At 54.2% G+C, this 24,576-nt stretch carries 21 protein-coding genes; 14 read left to right on the top strand and 7 right to left on the bottom strand.

Annotated features, from left to right (window positions below; all coding sequences use genetic code 11):
- Positions 1–93: 93 nt before the first annotated feature.
- Genes ACIPUG_RS16855 through ACIPUG_RS16845 form a run of 3 tightly spaced genes read right to left on the bottom strand, consistent with a single transcriptional unit; the run spans position 94 to position 3,277 of the window.
- Positions 94–837 carry a type 2 GTP cyclohydrolase I gene (locus ACIPUG_RS16855; protein ID WP_349842617.1) on the bottom strand — a complete coding sequence of 248 codons (744 nt, stop codon included), beginning with the start codon at positions 835–837 and terminating at the stop codon, positions 94–96.
- Positions 830–2,296 (bottom strand): deoxyribodipyrimidine photo-lyase, encoded by a 1,467-nt coding sequence (gene phrB / locus ACIPUG_RS16850; protein ID WP_400339362.1) that lies wholly within the window; start codon positions 2,294–2,296, stop codon positions 830–832. The genes ACIPUG_RS16855 and phrB overlap by 8 nt, the downstream gene beginning before the upstream one ends.
- 21 nt (positions 2,297–2,317) lie before the next feature.
- Positions 2,318–3,277, bottom strand: coding sequence for a 2-thiouracil desulfurase family protein (locus ACIPUG_RS16845; RefSeq protein ID WP_039498827.1), 960 nt, complete (start codon positions 3,275–3,277; stop codon positions 2,318–2,320).
- Positions 3,278–3,685: 408 nt separating this feature from the next.
- Here ACIPUG_RS16845 and ACIPUG_RS16840 point away from each other — a divergent pair, with 408 nt between their 5' ends.
- From ACIPUG_RS16840 to ACIPUG_RS16830, 3 genes are all read left to right on the top strand, one after another.
- Positions 3,686–4,378 (top strand): ABC transporter ATP-binding protein, encoded by a 693-nt coding sequence (locus ACIPUG_RS16840; protein ID WP_400339360.1) that lies wholly within the window; start codon positions 3,686–3,688, stop codon positions 4,376–4,378.
- A 16-nt stretch (positions 4,379–4,394) separates the two neighbouring features.
- Positions 4,395–5,375 (top strand): ABC transporter substrate-binding protein, encoded by a 981-nt coding sequence (locus ACIPUG_RS16835; RefSeq protein WP_040043550.1) that lies wholly within the window; start codon positions 4,395–4,397, stop codon positions 5,373–5,375.
- 88 nt (positions 5,376–5,463) lie between these two features.
- Positions 5,464–7,119 carry an ABC transporter permease gene (locus tag ACIPUG_RS16830; protein ID WP_400339356.1) on the top strand — a complete coding sequence of 552 codons (1,656 nt, stop codon included), beginning with the start codon at positions 5,464–5,466 and terminating at the stop codon, positions 7,117–7,119.
- 167 nt (positions 7,120–7,286) lie between these two features.
- On the opposite strand, the gene ACIPUG_RS16825 is transcribed toward ACIPUG_RS16830, so the two are convergent.
- Positions 7,287–7,493: a YbfA family protein gene (locus ACIPUG_RS16825; protein ID WP_010299142.1), complete on the bottom strand. Its 207-nt coding sequence runs from the start codon at positions 7,491–7,493 to the stop codon at positions 7,287–7,289.
- A gap of 422 nt (positions 7,494–7,915) precedes the next feature.
- Here ACIPUG_RS16825 and kdpF point away from each other — a divergent pair, with 422 nt between their 5' ends.
- The 7 genes from kdpF to ACIPUG_RS16790 all read left to right on the top strand — a co-directional run bounded on the left by kdpF (position 7,916) and on the right by ACIPUG_RS16790 (position 16,635).
- Positions 7,916–8,005, top strand: a complete 90-nt coding sequence (gene kdpF, locus ACIPUG_RS16820; RefSeq protein ID WP_119871642.1) for a K(+)-transporting ATPase subunit F — start codon at positions 7,916–7,918, stop codon at positions 8,003–8,005.
- Positions 8,005–9,693 carry a potassium-transporting ATPase subunit KdpA gene (gene kdpA / locus ACIPUG_RS16815; RefSeq protein WP_400339353.1) on the top strand — a complete coding sequence of 563 codons (1,689 nt, stop codon included), beginning with the start codon at positions 8,005–8,007 and terminating at the stop codon, positions 9,691–9,693. The genes kdpF and kdpA overlap by 1 nt, the downstream gene beginning before the upstream one ends.
- 15 nt (positions 9,694–9,708) lie before the next feature.
- Positions 9,709–11,853, top strand: coding sequence for a potassium-transporting ATPase subunit KdpB (gene kdpB, locus ACIPUG_RS16810; RefSeq protein ID WP_400339351.1), 2,145 nt, complete (start codon positions 9,709–9,711; stop codon positions 11,851–11,853).
- Between the two features lie 19 nt (positions 11,854–11,872).
- The gene (gene kdpC / locus ACIPUG_RS16805; RefSeq protein WP_400339348.1) at positions 11,873–12,448 is read left to right on the top strand and encodes a potassium-transporting ATPase subunit KdpC; all 576 of its coding nucleotides are present in this window, start codon (positions 11,873–11,875) and stop codon (positions 12,446–12,448) included.
- A 227-nt stretch (positions 12,449–12,675) separates the two neighbouring features.
- A complete protein-coding gene (gene kdpD / locus ACIPUG_RS16800) occupies positions 12,676–15,438 on the top strand; it encodes a two-component system sensor histidine kinase KdpD (RefSeq protein ID WP_400339346.1) in 2,763 nt (920 codons plus the stop codon).
- A gap of 5 nt (positions 15,439–15,443) precedes the next feature.
- A complete protein-coding gene (gene kdpE, locus ACIPUG_RS16795; RefSeq protein ID WP_010309408.1) occupies positions 15,444–16,124 on the top strand; it encodes a two-component system response regulator KdpE in 681 nt (226 codons plus the stop codon).
- Between the two features lie 82 nt (positions 16,125–16,206).
- Positions 16,207–16,635: an EamA family transporter gene (locus ACIPUG_RS16790; protein ID WP_010284963.1), complete on the top strand. Its 429-nt coding sequence runs from the start codon at positions 16,207–16,209 to the stop codon at positions 16,633–16,635.
- 63 nt (positions 16,636–16,698) lie between these two features.
- On the opposite strand, the gene pgm is transcribed toward ACIPUG_RS16790, so the two are convergent.
- Together pgm and seqA are read right to left on the bottom strand one after the other, a co-directional pair.
- Positions 16,699–18,342, bottom strand: a complete 1,644-nt coding sequence (gene pgm / locus ACIPUG_RS16785) for a phosphoglucomutase (alpha-D-glucose-1,6-bisphosphate-dependent) (RefSeq protein WP_014914652.1) — start codon at positions 18,340–18,342, stop codon at positions 16,699–16,701.
- Between the two features lie 56 nt (positions 18,343–18,398).
- Entirely contained in the window at positions 18,399–18,938 is a 540-nt protein-coding gene (seqA, locus tag ACIPUG_RS16780) for a replication initiation negative regulator SeqA (protein ID WP_039466630.1), read from the bottom strand.
- 261 nt (positions 18,939–19,199) lie between these two features.
- Here seqA and ybfF point away from each other — a divergent pair, with 261 nt between their 5' ends.
- Together ybfF and ybfE are read left to right on the top strand one after the other, a co-directional pair.
- Positions 19,200–19,967 (top strand): esterase, encoded by a 768-nt coding sequence (ybfF, locus tag ACIPUG_RS16775; protein WP_039503997.1) that lies wholly within the window; start codon positions 19,200–19,202, stop codon positions 19,965–19,967.
- A gap of 289 nt (positions 19,968–20,256) precedes the next feature.
- Positions 20,257–20,538 carry a LexA regulated protein gene (gene ybfE / locus ACIPUG_RS16770; RefSeq protein WP_010285457.1) on the top strand — a complete coding sequence of 94 codons (282 nt, stop codon included), beginning with the start codon at positions 20,257–20,259 and terminating at the stop codon, positions 20,536–20,538.
- Positions 20,539–20,656: 118 nt separating this feature from the next.
- On the opposite strand, the gene ACIPUG_RS16765 is transcribed toward ybfE, so the two are convergent.
- Positions 20,657–22,324, bottom strand: a complete 1,668-nt coding sequence (locus tag ACIPUG_RS16765) for a methyl-accepting chemotaxis protein (protein WP_039466636.1) — start codon at positions 22,322–22,324, stop codon at positions 20,657–20,659.
- 888 nt (positions 22,325–23,212) lie between these two features.
- Here ACIPUG_RS16765 and fldA point away from each other — a divergent pair.
- Both fldA and fur read left to right on the top strand, forming a co-directional pair.
- Positions 23,213–23,740, top strand: coding sequence for a flavodoxin FldA (gene fldA, locus ACIPUG_RS16760; RefSeq protein WP_010285453.1), 528 nt, complete (start codon positions 23,213–23,215; stop codon positions 23,738–23,740).
- A 330-nt stretch (positions 23,741–24,070) separates the two neighbouring features.
- Complete coding sequence (gene fur / locus ACIPUG_RS16755; RefSeq protein ID WP_010285452.1) at positions 24,071–24,520, top strand: ferric iron uptake transcriptional regulator; 450 nt, start codon at positions 24,071–24,073, stop codon at positions 24,518–24,520.
- Positions 24,521–24,576: the final 56 nt, after the last annotated feature.

The following is a 24,576-nucleotide window of genomic DNA, read 5'->3' as shown; positions in this document are numbered from 1 at the left end:
ACTGATAAGTTTTCTTCTCAACAGCGAAGCAACAACGATGCCAATATCGAAAATGTGACATCAGTCCTGTGCGATCCCAAGACTTTCAACCCATCACGCCGGGTTAGGAATATCAATAAATGTCACATCAAAACCATGCTGTGCCGCCAGCCATTCGCCCAACGCTTTGATGCCGCCGCGTTCGGTGGCATGGTGTCCGGCAGCAAAGAAGTGCAGCCCCATTTCGCGCGCGATATGAATCGTTTGCTCAGACACTTCACCGGTAATAAACGCATCGACCCCAAAGCGGGCCGCTTGTTCAATAAAACCCTGACCGCCGCCAGTACACCAGGCCACGCGCTGTATCTGTTGCGGTGCATTATCCCCACAATGCAGCACGCTACGCCCCAGCCGTTTTTCTACACGGCGGCAAAAAGCGTCTGCCGTCATGGGCTGCGCCAGTTCGCCATACGGCACCAGCGGCTCGATTGCGCCCTGCACCTGAATCTCCAGCAGCGCCGCCAGTTGGGCGTTATTCCCCAGTTCCGGGTGTGCATCCAGCGGCAGATGGTAGCCGTACAGGTTGATATCATTGAGCAACAGCGTTTTCAGTCGGTTACGCTTCATACCACAGACAATCTGCGGTTCGTTTTTCCAGAAATAGCCGTGATGAACCAGAATCGCATCGGCCTGCTTTTCTACCGCCGCATCCAGCAGCGCCTGTGAGGCCGTTACGCCCGTCACAATACGTTTTACGTCCACACGCCCTTCAACCTGTAAACCGTTCGGTGCGTAGTCCTGAAACGTCGCCGTACTCAGTTTCTCGTTAATGATTCTTTCCAATTCCACATTACGCATACTTACTTTTCTCTTCTCGATCGTTATCCGCCATACCGATATTTTTGGCCGCCTCAAACGCCGCCAGCGTATTCTGACGCGCGGTTTTATGGTCGACGATGGGCAGCGGATAGTTCAGCTGATGGTGGTGTTTGTCAGCCCAGCGATGGGGCTGATGAATATCTTTATCCGGCACGGCGGCCAGCTCGGGCAGCCAGTGACGAATAAACCGACCTTCAGGGTCGAAGCGCTCGCCCTGCGTTGTCGGGTTAAAAATACGAAAATAAGGTGCCGCATCGGTGCCTGTCGACGCCGCCCACTGCCAGCCACCGTTATTCGCCGCCAGATCGCCATCCAGCAGTTGCGACATAAAGTAGCGTTCGCCTTCCCGCCAATCGATCAGTAAATCTTTGACGAGAAAACTGGCGCAAATCATACGCAGGCGATTGTGCATCCATCCCGTTTCATTCAGTTGACGCATCGCTGCATCCACAATCGGGTAGCCCGTTTTTCCCTGCTGCCAGGCGGCTAAATCCTCCGGCGATTCTCGCCATTTCACCCACTGCGTCCATGCGGTGAACGGTCGGTGTTTACATAGCTGCGGCCAAGACACAATCAGGTGGCGGTAAAATTCACGCCAGACCAGCTCGTTAAACCAGGTAAATGCCCCACCCTCACGCCGTTCCAGCATATCCGGGCATTCGGCACGCAGACGGTTAAAGCACTGGCGCGGCGATACGATCCCAAGCGCCAGATACGGAGAAAGTTTGCTGGTGCCGGGCAACGCAGGAAAATCCCGCTGCTGGTCATAATCCTGCACCTGCTCGCGGCAAAAACGGCGCAGTTGCTGCAACGCCGCACGTTCGCCGCTGGGGAAATCATCGCTATCCACCCCACGCTGCGGATAGCTGAACGGTACCAGTTCCACTGTGTTATTGATCGGCTCACTGCGCGCGTCCGGTGCCGGTACACACGTCGTATCCGACTCCAGCAGACGTTTGATAAAGGCCTGACGAAAGGGCGTAAACACTTTGTACATCTCGCCATTACCCGTCAGCACGCTACCCGGTGGTAACAACAGGCTGTCATGATAACCGTGACAAACTACGCTATCGGCCAGCCGATCTTTCACCTGCTTGTCACGCAGCCGTTCGTTGATTTCATACTGGTAATTGTAGAAAAGATCGGTGGCCTGCTGCTGCGCACAAAACTGTACCAGCCAGTCAACCGATGCCGAAAAATCAGCAGATTCGTGGTAATGCAGCGGGATGCCTTTCTCGGCCAGCGCCTGCTGCACCAGCGTCAGATTCTCCAGCAGAAAGGCCGCCTGACGCGGTGCCATATCGTGCTTTTCCCACTGCGCCGGCGTGGCGATAAAGACCGCCAGCACGGTGGCGTTCGGATCCTGACAGGCCGCGTACAGCGCCAGATTATCGGTAACGCGCAGGTCGTTGCGTAGCCAGACTACATGGGTGCTCATGAAATTCCTCGGGCGGTCAAACTAGTGTCCGTAACGCAGGCGTAATGCCTCGGGGTACGGCTCAAAGTAACGCTGCTGAGCCAGATACGCATCGGGGTATTCCGCCATGTAATGTTTTAACAACGTGATAGGTGCCAGCAGCGGCTGCAAACCCTGTCGATAGCGATCGATGAGCTGCGCCAGCTCCTGTCGCTGTTGAGAATTAAGCTGGCGTCGGAAGTAGCCCTGCACGTGCATCAACACATTGGTGTGATTGCGCCGCGTCGCGGGCGTCGACAGTAGCTTCATCAACCGCTTCCGGTATTCAACGATGTAGTCTTCCAGCGATTCCCACTTATCGATTCCCGCAACAAACGGCCCTAACTCGCGGTATTCCGGCTGCGAATGTGCCAACAGCAGGAGTTTATAGCGGCTATGAAAGGCAATCAGCGCACCACGGCTCAGTCCGTTTTGCCATAGCTGGTTCAGTTCGTGTAACGCATAAACGCGCTCAATGAAATTTTCCCGCAAGCCGGGATCCTGCAGGCGTCCATCTTCCTCAACCGGTAGCCAGGGCATTTGCCGCATCAGCTCCTGCGTAAACAGGCCGACTCCGCTTTTACGCGCATCTTTTTGCGCTTCATCGTAAACCTTCACGCGCTCCATACCGCAGCTCGGCGATTTGGCACAAACGATATAACCGCATAAGTGCTGAAGCTGGCTGACTTTGTCAGCGGAAAATGCCGTCATCTGCTGGGTGACATCCAGCGGAGAACCATTGCTGGCGCGCAGCGTGATATCGCTTGCCCCTTTGCGCACCAGCCTGAGCGCCGGACGTGGCACCGGTAAACCAATCGCCATTTCCGGGCAGACCGGTTCAAAACGAAAATAGGGTGCCAGTTGTTCAGCGGCAAACGTCAAACGCTTGTGCCCGCCATCAAATCGCACAGGATTACCGAGTAAACAGGCGCTGATACCAACAGGGATGAGTTCGAGCGTCATGATTTATCCTTACGCTGGTCAATAGGGTTTACCTTGATGGCATTCTGCAAACCCTCTGACCAGCATAGCGGATTTCACCACGATACTGTGCAGTCGCAGCGAAGAATAAAGTAATAAATCATGAGATTGATGGATTATGTCGATCAAATAAGCCGGTTTTCTCTGCGAGCGGTAGTGATATCCCAAACGTGCACCGCGGGTATCGTTTCGTCTGTCATCAAATAGCCTTATTCCCCCACTACAATCCCCATTCCGATATAGAGTCCCAAAGAGGATACCCCATGTTTTTTCCCCTGCTTTACTGGCGGGATGCTTTCCTATGCCCTTTAACCAGGCAGCCCGAAAGCCCCCGTCCGATCCACCGATATCAAAATGGATATCGCCTCCCGTTGTTGCACGGAGGTGATGATGACCACTGCTGAATTCGCCACGCCCGCCGCGATTGCAATCGACAAATTGTCGCACGCTTTCGCAGGCAAAACGGTGCTCGATTCCATCAGCCTCGATGTGCCAAAAGGTACCATTCTGGCCCTGCTGGGGCCTTCCGGCTGCGGCAAAAGCACGCTGCTAAAACTGCTGGCCGGTCTGTTACAGCCGGATGCGGGCACCATTCATTTTGGCGATCGTCAGGTTGCCGGTCATCAGCTATCCCTGCCGCCAGAGCAGCGCAATCTAGGCATGGTCTTTCAGGATTATGCGCTTTGGCCACATATGACCGTTGCACAAAATGTCGGATTCCCGCTGCTGATGAGGAAGGTTCCGAGCGATCTCTGCCGCCAACGCGTTGAAGTCACGCTAGCGCGCGTCGGTCTGGCTGATTTTGCCGATCGCAAACCGGCCGATTTATCCGGCGGCCAGCAACAGCGAGTCGCACTGGCGCGCGCCATCATCGCGGAGCCGAACATCCTGCTCTTCGATGAACCGCTATCCAATCTCGACCGGGATCTACGTGAATCGCTTTGTCAGGAGATGGCATCGCTCTTACGCCATCTTGGTACCACCGCCGTGTACGTCACCCACGACAGAGGCGAAGCCAACATACTGGCGCACCGTATTGTTCACATGTCGCAAGGCCACATTACTGATATCACCACTCTTTAACTTTGGGGAAAATGCAATGAAAAACACACTGTTTACCATGAATCAACGAGGCATCATTATGGGTATAGCTCTCTCATTAGCAGCGGTAGCAGGCAGCGCACAGGCTCTGACGCTGTACACCGCCGGACCGGGAGCACTGGCAAAGAAACTGGCAGCAGGTTATGAAAAGCAGACCGGTGTGAAGGTCGATGTTTTTCAGGCAACAACCGGTAAAGTCATGGCCAGACTGGAAGCCGAGCAGGCCAACCCACGTGCCGATGTCCTGATTTCCGCCTCCTGGGATACGGCGACAGATTTGCAGCAGCGTGGCTGGCTGTTGGAATTTGATAGCCCGAATGCGGCCACCGTGCCTGCACAGTTCAAAACCCCTTTCTACGTGGCACAGGGCATTTCCGCACTGGGCATTGTGTGGAATAGCAAGAGCGGCACGCCAGAGCCCAAAGACTGGAACGACCTCACCAAGCCTGAATTTAAAGATAAAGTCACCACGCCAGATCCCGCGCTGTCCGGTGCCTCACTCGATCTGCTGATTGGTTTGCAAAATGCGGAAAAAAATAAAGCCTGGGACATGTTCGATCGCCTAAAAGCTAACGGCATGATCATCGCCGGCCCGAACGCCCAGGCATTAACGCCTGTACTGCAAGGGGCGAAAGCCGCCGTCTTCGGGGCTGTGGACTACGTTTCTTACGGCAGCATGGAGTCTGGCGAATCCATTAAAGTCATTTTCCCTTCCAGCGGTACTGTCATTGCCCCCCGCCCGATGATGATCCTGAAAAGCAGCAAAAACCAACAGCAGGCAAAAGACTTCATCAACTACATGTTGTCGCCTGAAGGCCAAAAAGCAGTGGCTGAAGCCTGGTTGATGCCAGCGCGTCAGGATATTGATGCCAAACGCCCTCTGTTTAAGAGCCTGACGTTGCTGCCGGAAGGCGATAGCGCATCAGCGTCCCGTGCTGCCGTTCTCGATCGCTTTGCTACCTTATTTGGTCAGCGCTAAGCCTGTTCAGCCATCCCCCTGGATAGTTCGAATTACAGAACACGAGATAATGCCTTGCTGACGACCGTCAGCAAGGCTGGAGTATCAGATGAACAAGTTTGCTTTACTGCCACTGTTTACGGTGGCGGTACTTTTTACTCTGGTTGGCATTCCCGTATTGTTCGTTGCGCTACAGGCGATCTTCCCAAATTTGGGTGCGGGATCTTTTTCGAACCCGTTCTCGGCATTCGCGGACGTCTTTGCACAGGCGCGGCTATTCGCCCTGTTGAAAAATACGCTGCTGCTTGGGCTGGGTGTTGCTCTGTGCTGTGCGGTCATTGCTATTCCACTCGGTGCGTTACGCGGGCTCTTTGCGCTCCCGCTGGCAAGGTTTTGGGATTTACTGTTTCTCATTCCATTCCTGATCCCGCCTTATATTGCCGGGCTGTCGTGGATGCTGGCGCTACAGCCACGAGGCTATGCGGAACAGCTATTGCCCATTCAACTCGGTGAGGTTCTGTTTTCACTGCCCGGCATGATTGGTGTCATGACGCTGAATATTTTCCCAGTCGTCTATTTCGCCGTTTCACGCAGTATGGCCGCGAGCGGAAACCGTCTGGCGGATGTCGCTCGCGTTCACGGTGCCAGCGGCTGGCAGGCCTTCTTGCGAGTCACACTGCCATTATCACTACCGGCAACCGCGGCCAGCCTGCTGCTTGCCTTCACGCTGGCGATCGAAGAATACGGCATACCCGCTGCACTGGGATCGCGCGCCGGTATTCAGGTCCTGACGACAAATATCGAGCAACGTCTGGCGGACTGGCCGATCGATCTCTCCGGTTCAGCAGTGCTGTCTTTGCTGTTGGTCGCCATTGCGCTCTGCGCATTTACCCTACAGCGGGCGATAGTCGCCGGTAAGAATGTGGAAACCACCACAGGTAAACCCGCTGCCATTGTTACTCGTCCCTTAGGCGTATGGCGCTGGCCGGTATTAGTGCTGTTTAGCACCGTAGGTCTGCTGGCCGTCGGGATTCCACTGGCGTCCATGCTGATTACCGCGTTTTCTGCCACCATCTCTAGCGCGATTTCCTGGCAAAATTTAACGTGGCAGCACTTCACCATGTTGGCCGATTACGAAAACGACGCGCTACCCGCCTTGACGACCAGTCTGGGGCTAGCGGTCGGCAGCGCGTTGCTGACGGGGGCGGTCGGTTTTCTGGCATCGTGGTTTGTGGTCGCCAAGCGTATTCGGGGAGCCGCTGTGTTGGATGGGCTATCGATGCTACCCGCCGCGCTACCGGGCATTGTTGTCGGAGTAGGGTTGATACTCGCCTGGAACCAAAGCTTCTGGCCGATCACGCCCTATAACACCTGGGTGATTTTGCTGCTGTCATACAGTTGCCTGCTGCTGCCCTACCCCGTCCGCTATAGCAGTGCTGCATTGGCGCAAATCGGCAGTAATCTGGAGTCAGCAGCGCGTGTTCACGGCGCTAGCGCCATGGCAGCATTACGGCTGATTGTGTTCCCGCTGGTCTTCCCTAGTCTGCTGGCAGCGATGATGCTGGTTTTTGCCGTCGCGTCGCGCGAGCTGGTGACGTCACTCCTGCTTTCGCCTGCGGGTGTGCAAACGGTGTCCATTTTCGTTTGGCGTCAGTTTGAGCAAGGTTCCGTCGGAGATGGGATGGCGATGGCAAGCGTTGCCGTATTGATCAGCCTATCGGTGATGTTGCTGGCATTACGATTTCATGCGCTAAAAACAAAATAAGCGCCAAATCCGTAGCGGAAATGGCGCTTAATCAGTGCCGTTGACTGTTTCAAACTTGTGGCGTCAGTATGCAAAATTCAGTATGCATAACGTACTGGCGTCACTATTCACTACTACATTCACGACTACGCGCGCAGAGCGGTCAACGGTAACCTGGCGCGGTATTCTTAATAAAAATCGCAGGCGGCGGCTTCGGACTGCGCCATCCACACGGGTTTATCGCTGGTTTTCAGCCAGACGCGGTGTAAATAGCTGTAAAAACGCGCCCGATCGCGACGGAACAGCATCACCGGTAACGCCAGCACGCCGATGGCAACCACGGCAGCGCGACGCAGGAGAATACGGTGCAAGGGATAAGTAGTATAAAGCGACATAACGATCCTCCTCTGGGATAAGCACCCTCGCTCAGCGGCGCTTTTCATAACGATAAAATAAGAACTGTGACATTGGTTAAAATTTTACCGCCTTTTCTGAAAGTTTACTACTCATCTGACCAGTAAAAGATGAAATAATCGCCAGTTTTTTTCATCATCACGTTATTAAGTTACAACAACGTTAAAAATAAACTCACCATTAGTTAATTTATGGTTTTAGATTGGATCACTTTATCCCTTTCTCTTGATACCACCTTCCCACCGCAAACGATGTTGTTGGCACCGTAGTGCCATTACCGCTTCCATCGTCTACTTTTCAGCCCATTTTTATACTTTTTTTACGCCCACAGACGGGAAATTTGCACCTTCTTTTCCTGCATTTTCCTACCCTGACGCTGTCTATTTTGTTCTGGAGGTGTGTTGTGACGCTTAGCATCGTCTTAGGCGGCCTGTTCGTGCTGCTGTTACTGGTCTATCTGGTTTATGCCTTGTTAAAGGCGGAGGAATTCTGATGGCCGCTGACGCTTTTCTACTGATCTTTGGTCTGCTGCTTACCGTGCTGATCGTAGCCCAGCCGCTGGGCAGCGGACTGGCCCGTCTGATTGAGGGCGAAACGGGTGCGCTCCTGCAAAAGTTTGAAGCGGGAACGGCGCGCCTTTTCGCTTTCGATACGTCGGAGATGCGCTGGCAACAGTATGCGGCGGCTATTCTGACGCTTAACCTGATCGGCATTGCCGTCCTGTTTGTCCTGTTAATGGCGCAGGGGATTCTGCCGCTTAACCCAGAAAATATGCCGGGGCTGTCGTGGCATTTGGCGTTAAACACGGCAATCAGCTTTGTCACCAACACCAACTGGCAGGCTTACAGCGGTGAAAACACGCTGAGCTACCTGAGCCAGATGGTTGGCCTAACGGTACAAAATTTCCTGTCCGCTGCCAGCGGCATCGCCGTTGCTTTCGCGTTAATCCGCGCGTTTTCCCGCCGCTGCGTCGACACGCTGGGCAACGCGTGGCTCGATCTGTTTCGCATCACGCTGTATGTGCTGCTGCCGCTGTCCCTGCTGCTAGCGCTGTTTTTTGTCAGTCAGGGCGTGTTGCAGAATCTGCTGCCTTATCAGCATTTGACCACGCTGGATGGCGCAGCCCAAACGCTGCCGATGGGGCCGGTTGCCTCACAGGAAGCGATTAAACTGCTCGGCACCAACGGTGGCGGCTTCTTTGGTGCCAACTCGGCGCACCCGTTTGAAAACCCGACCGCGCTGAGCAACATCGTGCAAATGCTGGCGATCCTGTTGATCCCTACTGCGCTGTGCTTTGCCTTTGGTAAAGCCGTCAGCGATAAGCGTCAGGGCCACGCGCTGCTGTGGGCGATGGCGCTGATCTTTATCGTCGCCGCTGCCGTGGTGATGAAAATGGAGGTCAACGGTAACCCGCATCTGCTGGCACTAGGCGCGGACAGCGCCGCGAATCTGGAAGGTAAAGAGACGCGTTTTGGCGTTCTGACGTCCAGCCTGTATGCGGTTGTCACCACGGCTACCTCGACGGGCGCGGTAAACGCGATGCACGATTCTTTCACCGCCCTCGGCGGCATGGTTCCCATGTGGCTGATGCAGATTGGCGAAGTGGTGTTCGGCGGTGTCGGTTCTGGCCTGTACGGCATGCTGCTGTTCGTGCTTCTGACCGTCTTTATTGCCGGCCTGATGATTGGTCGCTCGCCGGAATATCTGGGCAAAAAGATCGAAGTCTACGAGATGAAGATGACGGCGCTGGCGATTCTTATTCCGCCCGCACTGGTACTGCTCGGTACGGCGCTGGCGCTGAGTACGGAAGCCGGACGCAGCGGCATTCTGAACCCCGGCGCGCACGGCTTTAGCGAAGTGCTCTATGCCGTGTCCTCCGCTGCGAATAACAACGGCAGCGCGTTTGCCGGTCTGAGCGTCAACACGCCGTTCTATAACGTTCTGCTCGCTGTCGCCATGCTGCTGGGCCGCTTTGCCGTCATGGTGCCCGTGCTGGCTATCGCCGGTTCGCTGGTCGTGAAAAAGCGCCAGCCGGAAAGCAAAGGCTCATTGTCTACTCGTAGTCCGCTGTTTATCGGCATGCTCATCGCTATCGTCCTGCTGATTGGCGCACTGACGTTTATCCCTGCACTGGCGTTAGGGCCAGTCGCTGAACATTTACAGTTCGGCCTGACTCACTAAGGCTGGAGACTTTTTATGACTCGTCACACGATGAATCATCAGGCAACACAGGAACCGACCTCTGCCCAGCAGGGCGAGGCTTCCCGCCACGTTGGCAAACGTAAACAGCAAGCGCTGTTTGACAGAGCGTTAATCCATTCTGCGCTGAAAGATGCGCTGAAGAAACTCGACCCGCGCGTACAGTGGCGTAATCCGGTCATGTTCGTGGTGTATCTCGGCAGTATGCTGACCACCCTCGTCTGGCTGGCGATTCTTGCCGGCAAAACGGAAGGGAACGCCGTGTTTACCGGACTGGTATCACTCTGGCTGTGGTTTACCGTGCTGTTCGCCAACATGGCCGAAGCGCTGGCGGAAGGTCGCAGTAAGGCGCAGGCAAATGCGCTGAAAGGCGTTAAGAAAACCAGTTGGGCTAACAAGCTCACCGCGCCACATCACGATGCCAGCTCGGAATCGGTGCCAGCCGACAGCCTGCGCAAGGGCGATATCGTGCTGGTGAGCGCGGGTGAAACCATTCCGTGCGACGGTGAGGTGCTGGAAGGCGGCGCGTCCGTCGATGAAAGCGCCATCACCGGAGAATCCGCGCCGGTAATCCGTGAGTCCGGCGGCGATTTCGCCTCCGTCACCGGCGGCACACGCGTGCTGTCCGACTGGCTGGTGATTCAGTGCAGCGTCAATCCCGGCGAAACCTTCCTCGACCGGATGATTGCCATGGTCGAAGGGGCGCAGCGTCGGAAAACGCCGAACGAGATCGCACTGACCATTCTGCTGATCGAGCTGACGCTGATTTTCCTGCTGGTCACTGCCACGCTCTATCCGTTCTCCTGGTTCGGCGTACAGGCGAATCACAGCGGCGATGTTGTCGGCGTGACCGTGCTTGTCGCCTTGCTCGTCTGTCTGATCCCCACCACCATCGGCGGCCTGCTGTCGGCTATCGGCGTGGCTGGGATGAGCCGGATGCTGGGGGCTAACGTGATTGCCACCAGCGGGCGGGCCGTCGAAGCGGCGGGCGATATTGACGTTCTGCTACTGGATAAAACCGGCACCATTACGCTGGGCAACCGTCAGGCTTCGGCTTTCCTGCCCGCACCGGGTGTGACCGAACAGGCGCTGGCTGACGCTGCGCGTCTTGCCTCCTTAGCCGATGAAACGCCCGAAGGCCGCAGTATCGTGGTACTGGCGAAGCAGCGCTTTAATCTGGCCGAACAAGACTTAACGTCGCTGGACGCGACTTTTGTCCCCTTTACGGCCCAGACACGCATGAGCGGCGTCAATGTTGGTCAGCGTACCATTCGTAAAGGTGCTGTCGATGCCCTGCGCCGCTACATTGAAGCGAACAACGGCGACTTCCCGCATCAGGTCGAAGAAGCGGTCTCCAACGTCGCACGCAGCGGAGGGACGCCGCTGGTCGTTGCAGAAGGCAAGCGCGTGCTTGGCGTGGTGGAACTGAAAGATATCGTGAAAAGCGGCATCAAAGAGCGCTTTGCCGAACTGCGCAGTATGGGGATCAAAACCGTGATGATCACCGGCGACAACCCGCTCACGGCAGCAGCGATTGCCGCAGAAGCTGGCGTCGATGATTTTCTGGCGGAAGCGACACCGGAAACCAAGTTGGCACTGATTCGCCAGTATCAGGCCGAAGGGCGGCTGGTGGCGATGACCGGTGACGGCACTAACGATGCTCCCGCGCTGGCACAGGCCGATGTGGCGGTGGCCATGAACTCCGGCACGCAGGCAGCAAAGGAAGCGGGCAACATGGTTGATTTGGACTCCAATCCAACCAAGCTGATCGAAGTCGTGCACATCGGTAAGCAGATGCTGATGACACGCGGCTCGCTGACCACGTTTAGTATCGCCAACGACGTGGCGAAGTATTTCGCCATTATCCCGGCGGCTTTTGCTGCCACCTATCCGCAGCTCAATGCGCTCAACGTGATGCAGCTGCATTCCCCCACCTCGGCCATGCTGTCGGCGGTGATCTTCAATGCGCTGATTATCGTGTTTCTGATCCCGCTGGCGCTCAAAGGGATTCGCTATCGACCTATGAGCGCCGCGGCGCAGTTAAGCCGCAATCTGTGGATTTATGGTCTTGGCGGGCTGCTGGTACCGTTCCTCGGTATCAAGCTGATTGATATGTTGCTGACTGGGCTGAATCTGGCTTAAGGACTGACGGGTATACGCTATGCGCTATTTACGTTCTTCTTTGTTTTTATTCTTATTATTGCTGCTGGTTACCGGTCTGGCCTACCCGCTACTGACAACGGTGCTGGCACAGTGGCTGTTCCCAACACAGGCAAACGGATCGCTGATTTACCGTGAGAATACCGCCGTGGGGTCATCCCTGATCGGGCAGTCATTCAGTCGGGCGGGCTATTTTCAGGGGCGTCCGTCCGCCACATCAGATGCGCCTTATAACGCGCTGGCGTCCGGCGGTAGCAATCTGACCGCCAGCAATCCGGCGCTGGACAAACAGATCGGCGAACGCGCCGCTCACTGGCATCAGGCGGTTGGCAATCAGCAGCCGGTACCTGTTGAACTGTTGACGGCATCCGGCAGCGGTCTGGATCCGCAGATTTCCCCAGAAGCCGCGCGCTATCAGGCGCTCTACATCGCGCAGGCCAGAGGAATGTCGCTCCAACAGGTGCAGCAACTGATCGATCGCTTTACCGAAACGAGTAAGCCCGCGTTCATTGGGCAGCCGGTGGTCAATGTCCTGTTGCTGAATCTGGCACTGGATAAGGAAAAACCCCTGCCTTAATCGGCAGTGCGTTACTATTAATCATCATACCCGTCATACTTCAAGCTGCTTGTGCGTTGGCTGCCCTTACTCACCCCAGTCACTTACTTGTGTAAGCTCCTGGGGATTCGCGCAGTTGCCGCCTTCATGCAGCTCGAATTATTTAGGGTATATACGGGGAGCCAGACTCCCCGCCGTCTTTGCTGCGGCCTGACCACCGTTCAGGCCGCGCTAATAAGGGATAGAACATGATTGACGGTGAAGATCGTCGCCCGGATCCCGATAGCCTGCTGGCTCAGGTCGGTGCGCCACCGCGCGGCAAGCTGAAGATCTTTTTTGGCGCCTGCGCGGGCGTCGGGAAAACCTATGCCATGTTGCAGGAAGCCCAGCGGCTACGCGCTCAAGGATTGGATATCCTTGTCGGCGTGGTCGAAACCCACGGCCGTAGCGAAACCGCTGCGCTGCTGGATGGCTTACCGCTGCTGCCGCTCAGGCATTTTCGCCACCACGGTCGCCATACTGTCGAATTCGATCTGGATGCGGCGCTGGCGCGCTGTCCGGCGCTGATTCTGATCGACGAACTGGCGCACAGTAACGTCAACGGCTCTCGCCACCCAAAACGCTGGCAGGATGTGCAGGAACTGCTCGATGCCGGTATCGACGTCTTTACGACAGTGAACGTTCAGCATCTGGAAAGCCTGAATGATGTGGTCGGCGGCGTCACGGGAATTCGGGTACGGGAAACCGTACCGGACCCAATCTTCGATCAGGCCAGCGAAGTGATTTTGGTGGACTTGCCGCCGGACGATCTGCGACAGCGCCTGAATGAGGGCAAAGTGTATCTGCCGCTACAGGCCGAGCGCGCCGTCGAGAATTTTTTTCGTAAAGGTAATTTGATCGCCCTGCGTGAGCTGGCGCTGCGGCGCATGGCGGATCGGGTTGACGATCAAATGCGTGCCATGCGTGCAGGAAAAGGACGCGAACAGGTCTGGCATACGCGCGATGCCATTCTGTTATGCATCGGCCACGGCACGGGTAATGAAAAACTGGTGCGTACGGCTGCGCGGCTGGCGGCACGGTTGGGCAGCGCCTGGCACGCCGTTTACGTCGAAACGCCGCGTCTGCACCGTTTGCCTGAACCCCAGCGACGCGCCATCTTGCGGGCGCTCAAGCTGGCACAGGATTTAGGGGCAGAAACCGTTACGCTATCTGAACCCGACGAAGAACTTGCCGTCCTGCGCTATGCGCGCGAGCACAACCTCGGCAAGATCGTTATTGGCCGCCACGTAGAGCAGCGCTTCGGCTGGTGGTGGCGCACACGCTTTGCCGAACGGCTCGGCCGACTGGGGCCGGATCTCGATCTGGTCGTGGTGGCCGTGCAGGATGACGCGCCAGCCACACCGATTAAAACGCCTGATGCCCGCGGGATAGTAGAAAAATGGCGTATGCAGCTGTTTGGCTGCGGGCTCGCCACGCTGCTGTGCGCCTTTATCACCCTGCTCGCGTCATGGTCGCCGTTCGCCATGCTGGAGCCGGTCAATCTGGTGATGATTTATCTGCTGGCCGTGGTGATCGTCGCGCTTTTCTTTGGCCGCTGGCCGTCGGTGTTCGCCGCCGTCATCAACGTCGCCAGTTTTGATCTCTTCTTTATTCTACCGCGCGGCACGTTCGCCGTGTCGGATGCGCAATATCTGGTCACCTTTGCTGTGATGCTTGGCGTCGGCCTGCTGGTTGGTAATCTGACCGCTGGCGTGCGCTATCAGGCAAGAGTCGCCCGCTATCGCGAGCAGCGAGTCCGCCATCTGTATGAGATGTCCAAGGCGCTGAACCGCAGCCTGTCCAGCGCCGATATTGTCGAAGCCAGCCAGCATTTTCTCAGCACGACGTTTCAGGCCAGAATCGCAGTTCTGCTCGCCGATAGCCTGCATCATACCTCGCCTGAACTCGCACAGCCCGCGCGGGACGGTCAGCAGTTGATTGTCGATCGTGCTATCGCCCGCTGGAGCTTCGATCATCGCGCACCGGCCGGAGCAGGAACGTCTACCCTGCCCGGCGTGTCGTATCAGATCCTGCCGCTCGCCACCACGCAGCAAATCTTCGGCGTGTTAGCGATCGAGCCCAATAACGCCCGCCAGTTGATGATCCCCGAACAGCAGCGCCTGCTGGAAACCTTTGCCGTGCTGATCGCCAATGCGTTGGAGCGTCTGCATCTGATGCAAAGTACGGAAAATGCCCGTCTGGATGCCGAGCGTGAGCAGTTGCGTAACTCGCTGCTGGCCGCGCTCTCGCACGACCTCCGCACGCCGCTGACCGTCCTGTTTGGTCAGGCCGAGATTCTAACGTTGAATCTGGCAAGCGAAGGGTCGCCTTATGCTCAGCAGGCCAACCAGATTCGCCAGCACATTTTAAACACCACGCGGCTGGTGAATAATTTGCTCGATATGGCGCGTATTCAGTCGGACGGCTTTAACCTGCGCAAAGAGTGGCAAACGCCGGAGGAACTCATCGGCAGTGCCCTGCAACAGTTGGAAAGCGCACTGGCGAAAAACACCATTCAGGTTAATCTACCTGATGAGATGGTTCTGGTTTATTGTGATGCGGGGCTGATGGAACGCGTGTTCATTAACCTGCTGGAGAATGCGCTGAAGTACGCCGGAGAACAGGCCACCATCGCGATTTCAGCGAGCGTTATTCCCACCAGCCTTGTCGCAGAGAACACAGCCTCGCAGTCTGGTACGCAGGAGAATGCGTTGGAAATCATCGTGCAGGACAATGGCCCGGGGATTGAACCTAGTCAAGAAAACATGATTTTTGATAAATTTTCCCGTGGTCACAAAGAGTCGTCGATTCCCGGCGTGGGGCTGGGACTGGCAATTTGTCGGGCAATTGTGGAAATTCACGGTGGCCGTATCTGGGCAACAAATGCGGAAAGCGGTGGTGCCGCTTTCCACTTCACGCTACCGCTATCGGCACCGCCGGATCTCGAACCGGAAGATATTGAGGAGCACTGAATCCATTGCAGGCCACTATTCTGATCGTTGAGGATGAAAAAGAGATACGTCGTTTTGTTCGTCAAGCGCTGGAAGGCGAAGGCTGTCGCGTGTTCGACGCAGAAACGATGCAGCGCGGTTTGCTGGAAGCGGCCACGCGTAAGCCCGATCTGATTATTCTCGATTTGGGCCTGCCGGACGGCAACGGTATCGACTACATCCGCGATTTACGCCAGTGGAGCAGCCTGCCCGTGATTGTGCTGTCTGCCCGCACCGACGAGCAGGATAAAATAGACGCGCTGGATGCGGGTGCCGATGATTACCTGACCAAACCGTTCGGCATCGGCGAACTGCTGGCACGACTGCGCGTCGCGCTGCGGCGTCATAGCAATACACAGCAGGAAACGCCGCTGGTGAGCTTCGGGAATATTACTGTCGATTTACTTAATCGGCAGGTGAATCGCGACGGTCAGGAACTGCACCTGACGCCCATCGAATTTCGCCTGCTGGCAACGCTGCTCGCCAGCCCCGGCAAAGTGCTGACGCAACGTCAACTCCTGACGCAGGTTTGGGGGCCGAACGCCGTCGAGCATAGCCATTATCTGCGCATTTATATGGGGCACCTGCGCCAGAAGCTGGAAAGCGATCCGGCAAGACCGCGCCATCTCTTGACTGAAACCGCTATCGGCTATCGTTTTATGCCGTAAAATCATCCTCCTGTATCAGGCAACGTCCGTGGAGAACCGCTCCCGCAGTACGTGCCTGTCTTTTCTTCAGGAATACGCCGTCATGAGTAGTTGGTTAATTTACGCCTTGCTGTCTGCTGTATGCGCCGCGATGGTCGCGATATTTGGCAAGATCGGTCTGCAAAATTTGGACGCCAATACGGCGACCGCAATTCGTGCCGTCATCATGGCACTTTTCCTGGTGGGCGTGGTGGTCGCACAGGGTAAGCTGGCGCTGGTCGGTGAGATTGTCGCCAATAAGAAAGCGCTGTTGTTCATTGTGCTCAGCGGTGTTGCCGGTGCGCTGTCGTGGCTATTTTACTTTGTGGCGTTGAAGAACGGTAACGTCGCACAGGTCGCGCCGATCGATAAGCTCAGCGTGGTCTTCGCGGTCGTGCTGGCAGTCATACTGCTGGGAGAAAAAATTTCGCTGATGGCGGGAGCCGGCGTGGCGCTGATTTCCGTCGGAGCGCTACTGGTCGCGTTGGGATAAAGGCGTTCTGCGTTTTCTGTCCGTACAAGATAAAAAAAGGCGCTGCAAGCAGCGCCTTTTCAGTTATTTAGCCGTTGCGAGTACCGCACTGACAATTTCTACCGCTTCTTTCTCGATTCGCTCGCGGTGTTCCGCCCCGAGGAAACTTTCACAGTAGATTTTGTAGGCTTCTTCCGTGCCGGAAGGACGCGCAGCAAACCAGCCGTTTTCCGTCATCACTTTCAGGCCACCAATCGATGCACCGTTACCCGGTGCCGCAGTCAGGCGTGCAGTAATCGGATCGCCCGCCAGCGTGCTGGCTGATACCTGCTCAGGTGACAGCTTGGACAGCACCGCTTTTTGCGCATGCGTCGCGGAAGCCTGAATACGGTTGTAGCTCGGCGCGCCAAAACGCTGTGCCAGCTCATCATAGTGCTGCTGCGGGTTTTTACCCGTCACGGCCGTAATTTCCGCCGCCAGCAGACACAGGATGATGCCGTCTTTATCCGTCGACCACGGCGTGCCATCAAAGCGCAGGAAAGACGCCCCCGCACTCTCTTCACCGCCGAAGCCAAAGCTGCCGTCATACAAACCATCAACGAACCATTTGAAGCCAACCGGCACTTCTACCAGCTTACGACCCAAATCTGCCACTACGCGATCGATCATCGCACTGGATACCAGCGTTTTGCCGACAGCAACAGATTGTCCCCACTGAGGACGGTGCTGGAACAGATAGTTGATCGCTACCGCCAGATAGTGGTTCGGGTTCATCAGCCCGGAAGGCGTGACAATACCGTGGCGGTCATAGTCAGGATCGTTGGCAAACGCCAGATCGAATTTGTCACGCAGCGCCAGCAGCCCAGCCATGGCGAATTCTGACGAGCAATCCATACGGATCACACCGTCATGATCCAGCGACATAAAGCGGAATGTCTGATCGACGGCATCGTTCACCAGTGTCAGATCCAGCTTGTAGTGCTCTGCAATACGCTGCCAGTAGGCAATACCGGAACCGCCCAGCGGGTCGACGCCCAGCTTCAAACCGGCGCGTTGGATCGCCGCCATGTCCACCACGCTAGCCAGCCCTTCGACATAGGCCTGAACCAGATCCTGTTCATGGACGTGTCCGCTGTTCAATGCCTGATCCAGCGTAATGCGCTTCACGTCACGCAGTTCATCCGCCAGCAGCGCGTTCGCACGCGTCTCAATGACGCTAGTAAGGTTGGTATCCGCAGGGCCACCGTTCGGCGGATTATATTTAATCCCGCCATCTTCCGGCGGGTTGTGGGACGGCGTAATCACAATGCCGTCCGCCAGTGCACCGCCCTGACGATTGTGAACCAGAATGGCGTTAGACACCGCAGGCGTTGGCGTAAAACCATTATCCAACTGAACGATCACATCCACGCCGTTGGCAGCCAATACCTCAAGCACAGAGATAAACGCCGGCTCGGAGAGCGCGTGAGTATCTTTACCGACATAGCACGGGCCGCTGATGCCTTGCTTTTTACGCTCTTCTGCAATCGCCTGCGCAATCGCCAGAATGTGCGGTTCATTAAAGCTATGACGCCCCGCGCTACCGCGATGGCCAGACGTACCGAATTTCACCGCGTGCGCTGTGTTGCCGACTTCCGGGCGCAGCACATAATATTGTGACGTTAACTGTGCCACATTAATCAAATCGCTCTGCCGGGCAGGCTGTCCGGCCCTTGGGTGATTAGCCATTGGCGCTTCTCCCTAACGCTGTAGTTAGTGTAGTTAGATAAGTGGTTAATAAATAATTAGATAGTGCCGCACACTTTTTCTGTCAGCTCCGCTGGGAACTGCATCGTCAGCATGATGTGCTCAACCATGCTGCGTTTACGACCGGTATTCGTGTTGGTAATCACCCAGTATGGCGTGCCCGGAATATGTTTGGGCTTGGTGTGTGTGCCATGCTGAAGCAACGTTTGCTGGTCGCCCGCGAAATAGACGCGGGTGCGGCCATGAAGAGATTCTGTCGCGGCAGCAAATTCCTGCGGCGATAAGGTATACAGCGTGGACAGAACCAGCATAAAGCGATTGATGGCTTTATTCTGTTCAGCGTATTCATCCGACAGCAGCAGCTCACGCAGGGTTCGTACCCGATCGCGCGGGCTCGGTGCAGCGGCAGGCTGAGACGTCGTCGTCGTTGCGGCAGCCGCTACCGCAGGCGTTGTGACAGGCTGCCCAGCGGTAAATTTCAGCATGCGCCGTAAAATATCTGATGCGCTCTCACCAATATGCTGTGTGTGGCTGGCAATATAACGATAAAGCTCTTCGTCGACTTCAATAGTTTTCATCTTTATCCAGTGCTGTTTTTACCCATTACCATGCAAATTACAGAGACATTTTCCTTTCTGTAACCCGACATCGATGGATAGATGACTCAAATCAAAAGGATTATACAGGCGTTCAAACATTATCGAACAGCGGCATAATGGGACAATAGCAAAAGTCAGACTATGCCCCAAAGCCTTTCATTCCTTGCTGCCCCTTCAGTGACAACATTCATTCTAAAGTCATGATACCCTAAGCCCATGTCTCTCTGAATGAACTTCACCATGAAATTGAATCATCGCTGGCAAAATGCGCACCAGCCCACAGATAAGCTCCCTGTCGTCCTGATTCATGGCCTGTTTGGTACATTAGATAACCTTGGCGTATTGGGCCGGGATTTGCAAAACACGCATGACATTCTGCAAATCGATTTACGTAATCACGGTTTGTCGCCGCGTTCATCGCAGATGAACTACCCCGCGATGGCGCAGGATGTGCTGGCATTACTGGATGAACTGAACATCGAACGCGCTATCGTTATTGGGCATTCAATGGGCGGAAAAGTCGCTATGGCGCTCAGCGCGCTCATTCCCGAACGTTTGGACAAGCTGGTCGCCATTGATATCGCACCGGTGGATTATCAGGTGCGTCGCCACGACACTATCTTTGCCGCGCTGCGTGCCGTAACGGAAGCGGGCGTGACATCACGCGCAGAAGCGACAACACTCATGCGCCAGCACATAAAAGAAGACGGCGTAATTCAGTTTTTGCTGAAATCCTTCCAACAGGGAGAGTGGCGTTTTAACGTGCCAGTGCTGTGGGATGAGTACGAAAACATCGTTGGCTGGCAAGAGGTTCCGGCCTGGCAAGGGCCAATTCTGTTCATTCGTGGCGGCGATTCTCCCTATCTGGACGATTCCTACCGCGATTCGCTATTGCGTCAATTCCCGGCAGCGCGTGCACATGTGATCAGCGGTGCTGGACACTGGGTTCATTCAGAAAAACCCGATGCGGTTTTGCGCGCTATCCACCGTTTTCTGGACACGAATTAACCAGACGACACTGACACTGGCGGATTCATGATAACGGCGGCAGTTAACCGTTGTCGCCGCCAGTGCGGCTAGGGTATGATGGCGCCCGCAGTAGAGGGACGGCTGATTCAGCCACAAGCATTGTAACCACTTCATCAAAATGCACGCATCACTCCCAACATGTTTCACAGATAGAAAACCGCCACCTGACAATCCTGTAGCAGGATGAGAATAGGCATCGGTTTTATCTTTTAAACAAGACGGGCAGCGCGGTGTATTTTGGTCCGAATACCTTGCAGTATCATTACTTATGGCAAAAGAACAAACGGATCGCACCACACTGGATCTGTTCGCAGACGAGCGTCGTCCGGGCCGCCCCAAGACCAACCCGCTCACGCGTGACGAACAACTAAGAATCAACAAGCGTAATCAACTACGTCGCGATAAAGTTCGTGGGTTGCGCCGTGTTGAATTAAAGATTAACAGCGACGCCGTCGATATCCTGAACAGCCTTGCTGAAGAGCGGAACATTAGCCGCAGTGAATTGATTGAAGAGATGTTGCTGGCGCAGTTGGCCGAACAGCAATCCTGATTGACGTAACCTGATATTTATAAATAACTTAAGTATTCACATCTTGTGCGGCGCCATTTCTGACGCCGCCTGAACATTCACCCAAGATTACACACGCTATCTCAGATTAAAACGACGCTTAGAACTTTTCCCAGTTGTCGTTACTGGGCGGTAGCGCCTTGCTTGCACGCGGGGCAATCGCCGGCGTTTTCTGCACCGGTTTTGCCGCCACTTGCAGTCCTGACTGCGTATCGGACAGTTGGAACAGCGATACAGTCTGGTTCAACAGCGCCGCCTGCTCTTCCAGCGACAAGGCTGCTGACGAGGCCTGTTCAACCAACGCGGCGTTTTGCTGCGTTACGCTGTCCATTTCTGCCACGGCCTGACCAACCTGTGCAATCCCTTTGCTTTGTTCTTCCGATGCCGACGCAATTTCGCCCATGATATCCGTCACGTTAGTCACCGCGCGAACGATATCCTGCATGGTGTCACCCGCGTCGCTAACCAGATTAGAGCCGGTATCCACACAACGAACAGACTCAGAAATCAGCCCTTCAATCTCTTTCGCTGCCTGCGCACTGCGCTGCGCCAGACTGCGGACTTCGCCCGCCACCACGGCAAACCCGCGGCCTTGTTCACCCGCACGCGCCGCTTCTACCGCCGCGTTCAGCGCCAGAATGTTGGTCTGGAACGCAATACCGTTAATCACAGTGGTGATCTCTGCGATTTTTCTCGAGCTGCCGGAGATTTCCGCCATGGTTTTCACCACGTTCTCAACGATTTCACCGCCCTTCTTCGCCGTTGTCGAGGCTTGTAATGCCAGTTGGCTGGCGTGGTTGGCGTTTTCGGCGTTCTGTTTCACCGTTGCCGTCAGTTGCTCCATGCTCGCCGCAGTTTCTTCCAGCGCGGAAGCCTGCTCTTCGGTACGTGAAGACAGATCGTTGTTGCCTGCGGCAATCTCAGAAGCCCCCTGATAGATGGAATCCGTGCTGTTTCTGATCGTGCTAACCGTGCTAGCCAAGCTCCCCTGCATTTCACGCAGCAGTGGGAACAAGCGACCGACACAGTTATTACCAAAGTCCAGAATCGGTTTGCCCAAGTGGCCGGAAGCAATCACGCTAAAGTGATAGCGCAGATCGTTTAACGGACGAACCAGACATACCACCAGATAGCGGTCGGTCAGGAACAGCATGATCAGGCCGATAATCAACCCGCTCAGCAAAATGTTCTGTCCAATCGTGGTGATTTGTTCAAAACGAACACCTGCGGCATCAAATTTCTCTGCGCTGGCGTTACTGAATGCTGAGAGAGAGGCGCCAAACTGACGACTCAATGGTGGCACAACGTTCTTGGCCTGATTTTGGTAGTCATCCAGCGCGTTGGCAACGGCCTTTTGGTAAAGCGGTTCAACGCCCTGAGTCACAAGGTTATTCCAGTCACGGCTGACCGCCTGTACCAGCGCAGCATCCAGACCCGCATGATCGATAGCATTAAACGCCACCAAATCAGATTTCAGTTTATCCAACGCGACAAGTGCAGAAGCCTGCTCTTTATCTGCGGTAGCATTATCACCGCTGCGACGAGCATCAACTGCACGCGCCAGACGGGTTACCATTCGGAAATATTGATCGTTGCCCTGGTTGATAAAATTCATGTTCTGAACCAGCAAGGTGCTGGTTTTCGAGGTCGCCGTCATCTCTTTAAAAGAGAACATGGTATATATCGACACGCCACCCCAAAGAACACAAAAAATGCCCAGCACCCACAGCATCGCGGTTCTGATGGCAATATTTTTTATAAGTTTCATAGCTCACTCCAAATCAGGAAAATGGTTAAAAAGATTTTTATCGCTAATCAACCGATATGAATCAGAAAATTCACACCATGAAACAGGTCACTTCTCCCTAGCGTTCACATTTCACCGAGTTGAAAACTCAAAAACCACGCTAACTCATCGGCTAAATACAGAGAATATTTAGCGTTCTCGCTATATTTATTAATATAATTTTTCACACTGAGAATAAATTCACCTATTTCTATAGATATAAGTATTTTAATCAGAGAGTTGCAATCAAACGTGCCGCGCACCCGCGTCCTGCTTGCGTTGGCACGGACATACCATTAGGCAATAAGGTGATTTGAGATGAGTTTTCATTTTATTCTTTAACATCAAAAGAATAAAACCCTTTCTTTCATGATTGCATCGTTTCAGCTGCAAATGGTTATAGTTCTTATTTCCATTCATTAAGAATATTCCCGAGAAATGTTACCGATTTTCAGCCCTATAAAACATTATCTTTTGTGTGCATTTTAATTCTCAGGAATAGTAACGTACCGCTCCGTGATTTTTATTTTTCACAAACAGAAGTCTGCTTTTAATTACAATTGAAACAACCAGCGAAATAAAAAATACATCCATAAAAAATGAAACGTCGTTGCAAATATATAACCGTAATTATATTAAGGAAATGTGTACTGAATCTCAGACAATAACATAATCCCTATTCATTATGGGGAATTTAGTATCACGCAGAGATACGTTTCGTTTCCTTACTCACCTTCGCATGTCACACGCTCTTGATTTACGCATCCTTACCGATACGAGTTTCTCCCGATGTGAGTGTCTGTTATTATTAACAGATAAGTGGGTGAAACATTACACCATACCATTAGGAATCAAGAGGTTATTTAATTCATGGCACTCATCGGAATATTCTTTGGCAGTGATACCGGCAACACTGAAAACATCGCCAAAACGATTCAACAGCAGTTAGGCACCAACGTCGCTGATGTTCATGACATCGCCAAAAGCAGCAAAGAAGACCTCGAAGGTTTCGATATTCTGCTGCTGGGTATTCCAACCTGGTATTACGGTGAAGCTCAGTGCGATTGGGATGACTTCTTCCCGTCGCTGGAAGAAGTGGATTTCACAGGAAAATTGGTTGCCCTGTTTGGCTGCGGCGATCAGGAAGATTATGCAGAATACTTCTGTGATGCCATGGGCACCATCCGTGACATCATTGAGCCTCGCGGCGCGACGATTGTCGGCCACTGGCCAACAGAGGGCTATTACTTTGAAGCCTCTAAAGGACTCGCCGATGACAATCACTTCATCGGCCTGGCTATCGATGAAGACCGCCAGCCTGAACTGACCAGCGAACGCGTAACAACGTGGGTGAAACAGATCAGTGATGAGCTGAACCTGAAAGAGCTGGTTGGCTAAGCCATTTCGGCTCTGATAATCCCTATCAGAGCCGAAAACAGCATTGATAGGTAAAACCTTTCATAATAATTGATACATTTTTTTAACTTCTATCAGTAAACCTGTACAATAATCCCATCGGCTTTGTATGTGCATCATCATTTCCTCATTCATCAACAACGAATTGCGTTGTATACCAATAGTGTGAATGGGGACAATATTGTTAACATTCCCTTGTTTTCATTTTGTATGCGCGGTTCTATAATTGAGACGCTTTTGCATTTTTTGAGCCGACCGATGTCATAGGCTAGGCAGCCTCCATTGATAAGTAAGCAACAGGATTAAACCCGCATGACTGACAACAATACCGCATTAAAGAAGGCCGGCCTGAAAGTCACTCTTCCAAGACTGAAAATACTGGAAGTGTTACAGGACCCTGTCTGCCATCACGTCAGTGCGGAAGATTTATATAAGAAACTGATTGATATGGGCGAAGAGATTGGTCTCGCTACCGTCTATCGCGTACTCAACCAGTTTGATGATGCGGGTATCGTAACCCGTCATAACTTCGAAGGTGGCAAATCCGTCTTTGAATTGACGCAGCAGCATCATCACGATCACTTAATTTGCCTCGACTGTGGCAAAGTCATTGAATTCCGCGATGAATATATCGAAGCACGTCAGCGTGAGATCGCAGAAAGACACGGCATTAAACTGTCCAACCACAGTCTGTATCTTTATGGGCATTGCAGTGAAGGGGATTGCCGAGAGGATGAAACCCTGCACGATTCCACACGATAAATCGACCGCATAAAAAAATAAAACCGCCGAGGCGGTTTTATTTTTGTCTTCTTACC

The organism is Pectobacterium sp. CHL-2024, from assembly GCF_044751765.1.
Taxonomy (GTDB): Bacteria; Pseudomonadota; Gammaproteobacteria; order Enterobacterales; family Enterobacteriaceae; genus Pectobacterium; species Pectobacterium brasiliense.
The sequence above is the reverse complement of the archived record's forward strand: the minus strand, read 5'-3'. Positions and strand labels throughout refer to the sequence as shown.

What these genes read in the sequence shown, in the direction of transcription:
- ybfE (WP_010285457.1), top strand. Translation starts at nt 20,257, where the DNA reads ATGGCAAAAGAACAAACGGATCGCACCACACTGGATCTGTTCGCAGAC.
- kdpB (WP_400339351.1), top strand. Translation starts at nt 9,709, where the DNA reads ATGACTCGTCACACGATGAATCATCAGGCAACACAGGAACCGACCTCT.
- ACIPUG_RS16830 (WP_400339356.1), top strand. Translation starts at nt 5,464, where the DNA reads ATGAACAAGTTTGCTTTACTGCCACTGTTTACGGTGGCGGTACTTTTT.
- seqA (WP_039466630.1), bottom strand. Translation starts at nt 18,938, where the DNA reads ATGAAAACTATTGAAGTCGACGAAGAGCTTTATCGTTATATTGCCAGC.
- kdpC (WP_400339348.1), top strand. Translation starts at nt 11,873, where the DNA reads ATGCGCTATTTACGTTCTTCTTTGTTTTTATTCTTATTATTGCTGCTG.
- fur (WP_010285452.1), top strand. Translation starts at nt 24,071, where the DNA reads ATGACTGACAACAATACCGCATTAAAGAAGGCCGGCCTGAAAGTCACT.
- ACIPUG_RS16835 (WP_040043550.1), top strand. Translation starts at nt 4,395, where the DNA reads ATGAAAAACACACTGTTTACCATGAATCAACGAGGCATCATTATGGGT.
- fldA (WP_010285453.1), top strand. Translation starts at nt 23,213, where the DNA reads ATGGCACTCATCGGAATATTCTTTGGCAGTGATACCGGCAACACTGAA.
- ACIPUG_RS16840 (WP_400339360.1), top strand. Translation starts at nt 3,686, where the DNA reads ATGACCACTGCTGAATTCGCCACGCCCGCCGCGATTGCAATCGACAAA.
- kdpA (WP_400339353.1), top strand. Translation starts at nt 8,005, where the DNA reads ATGGCCGCTGACGCTTTTCTACTGATCTTTGGTCTGCTGCTTACCGTG.
- ACIPUG_RS16845 (WP_039498827.1), bottom strand. Translation starts at nt 3,277, where the DNA reads ATGACGCTCGAACTCATCCCTGTTGGTATCAGCGCCTGTTTACTCGGT.
- ybfF (WP_039503997.1), top strand. Translation starts at nt 19,200, where the DNA reads ATGAAATTGAATCATCGCTGGCAAAATGCGCACCAGCCCACAGATAAG.
- ACIPUG_RS16790 (WP_010284963.1), top strand. Translation starts at nt 16,207, where the DNA reads ATGAGTAGTTGGTTAATTTACGCCTTGCTGTCTGCTGTATGCGCCGCG.
- kdpD (WP_400339346.1), top strand. Translation starts at nt 12,676, where the DNA reads ATGATTGACGGTGAAGATCGTCGCCCGGATCCCGATAGCCTGCTGGCT.
- phrB (WP_400339362.1), bottom strand. Translation starts at nt 2,296, where the DNA reads ATGAGCACCCATGTAGTCTGGCTACGCAACGACCTGCGCGTTACCGAT.
- ACIPUG_RS16825 (WP_010299142.1), bottom strand. Translation starts at nt 7,493, where the DNA reads ATGTCGCTTTATACTACTTATCCCTTGCACCGTATTCTCCTGCGTCGC.
- ACIPUG_RS16855 (WP_349842617.1), bottom strand. Translation starts at nt 837, where the DNA reads ATGCGTAATGTGGAATTGGAAAGAATCATTAACGAGAAACTGAGTACG.
- ACIPUG_RS16765 (WP_039466636.1), bottom strand. Translation starts at nt 22,324, where the DNA reads ATGAAACTTATAAAAAATATTGCCATCAGAACCGCGATGCTGTGGGTG.
- pgm (WP_014914652.1), bottom strand. Translation starts at nt 18,342, where the DNA reads ATGGCTAATCACCCAAGGGCCGGACAGCCTGCCCGGCAGAGCGATTTG.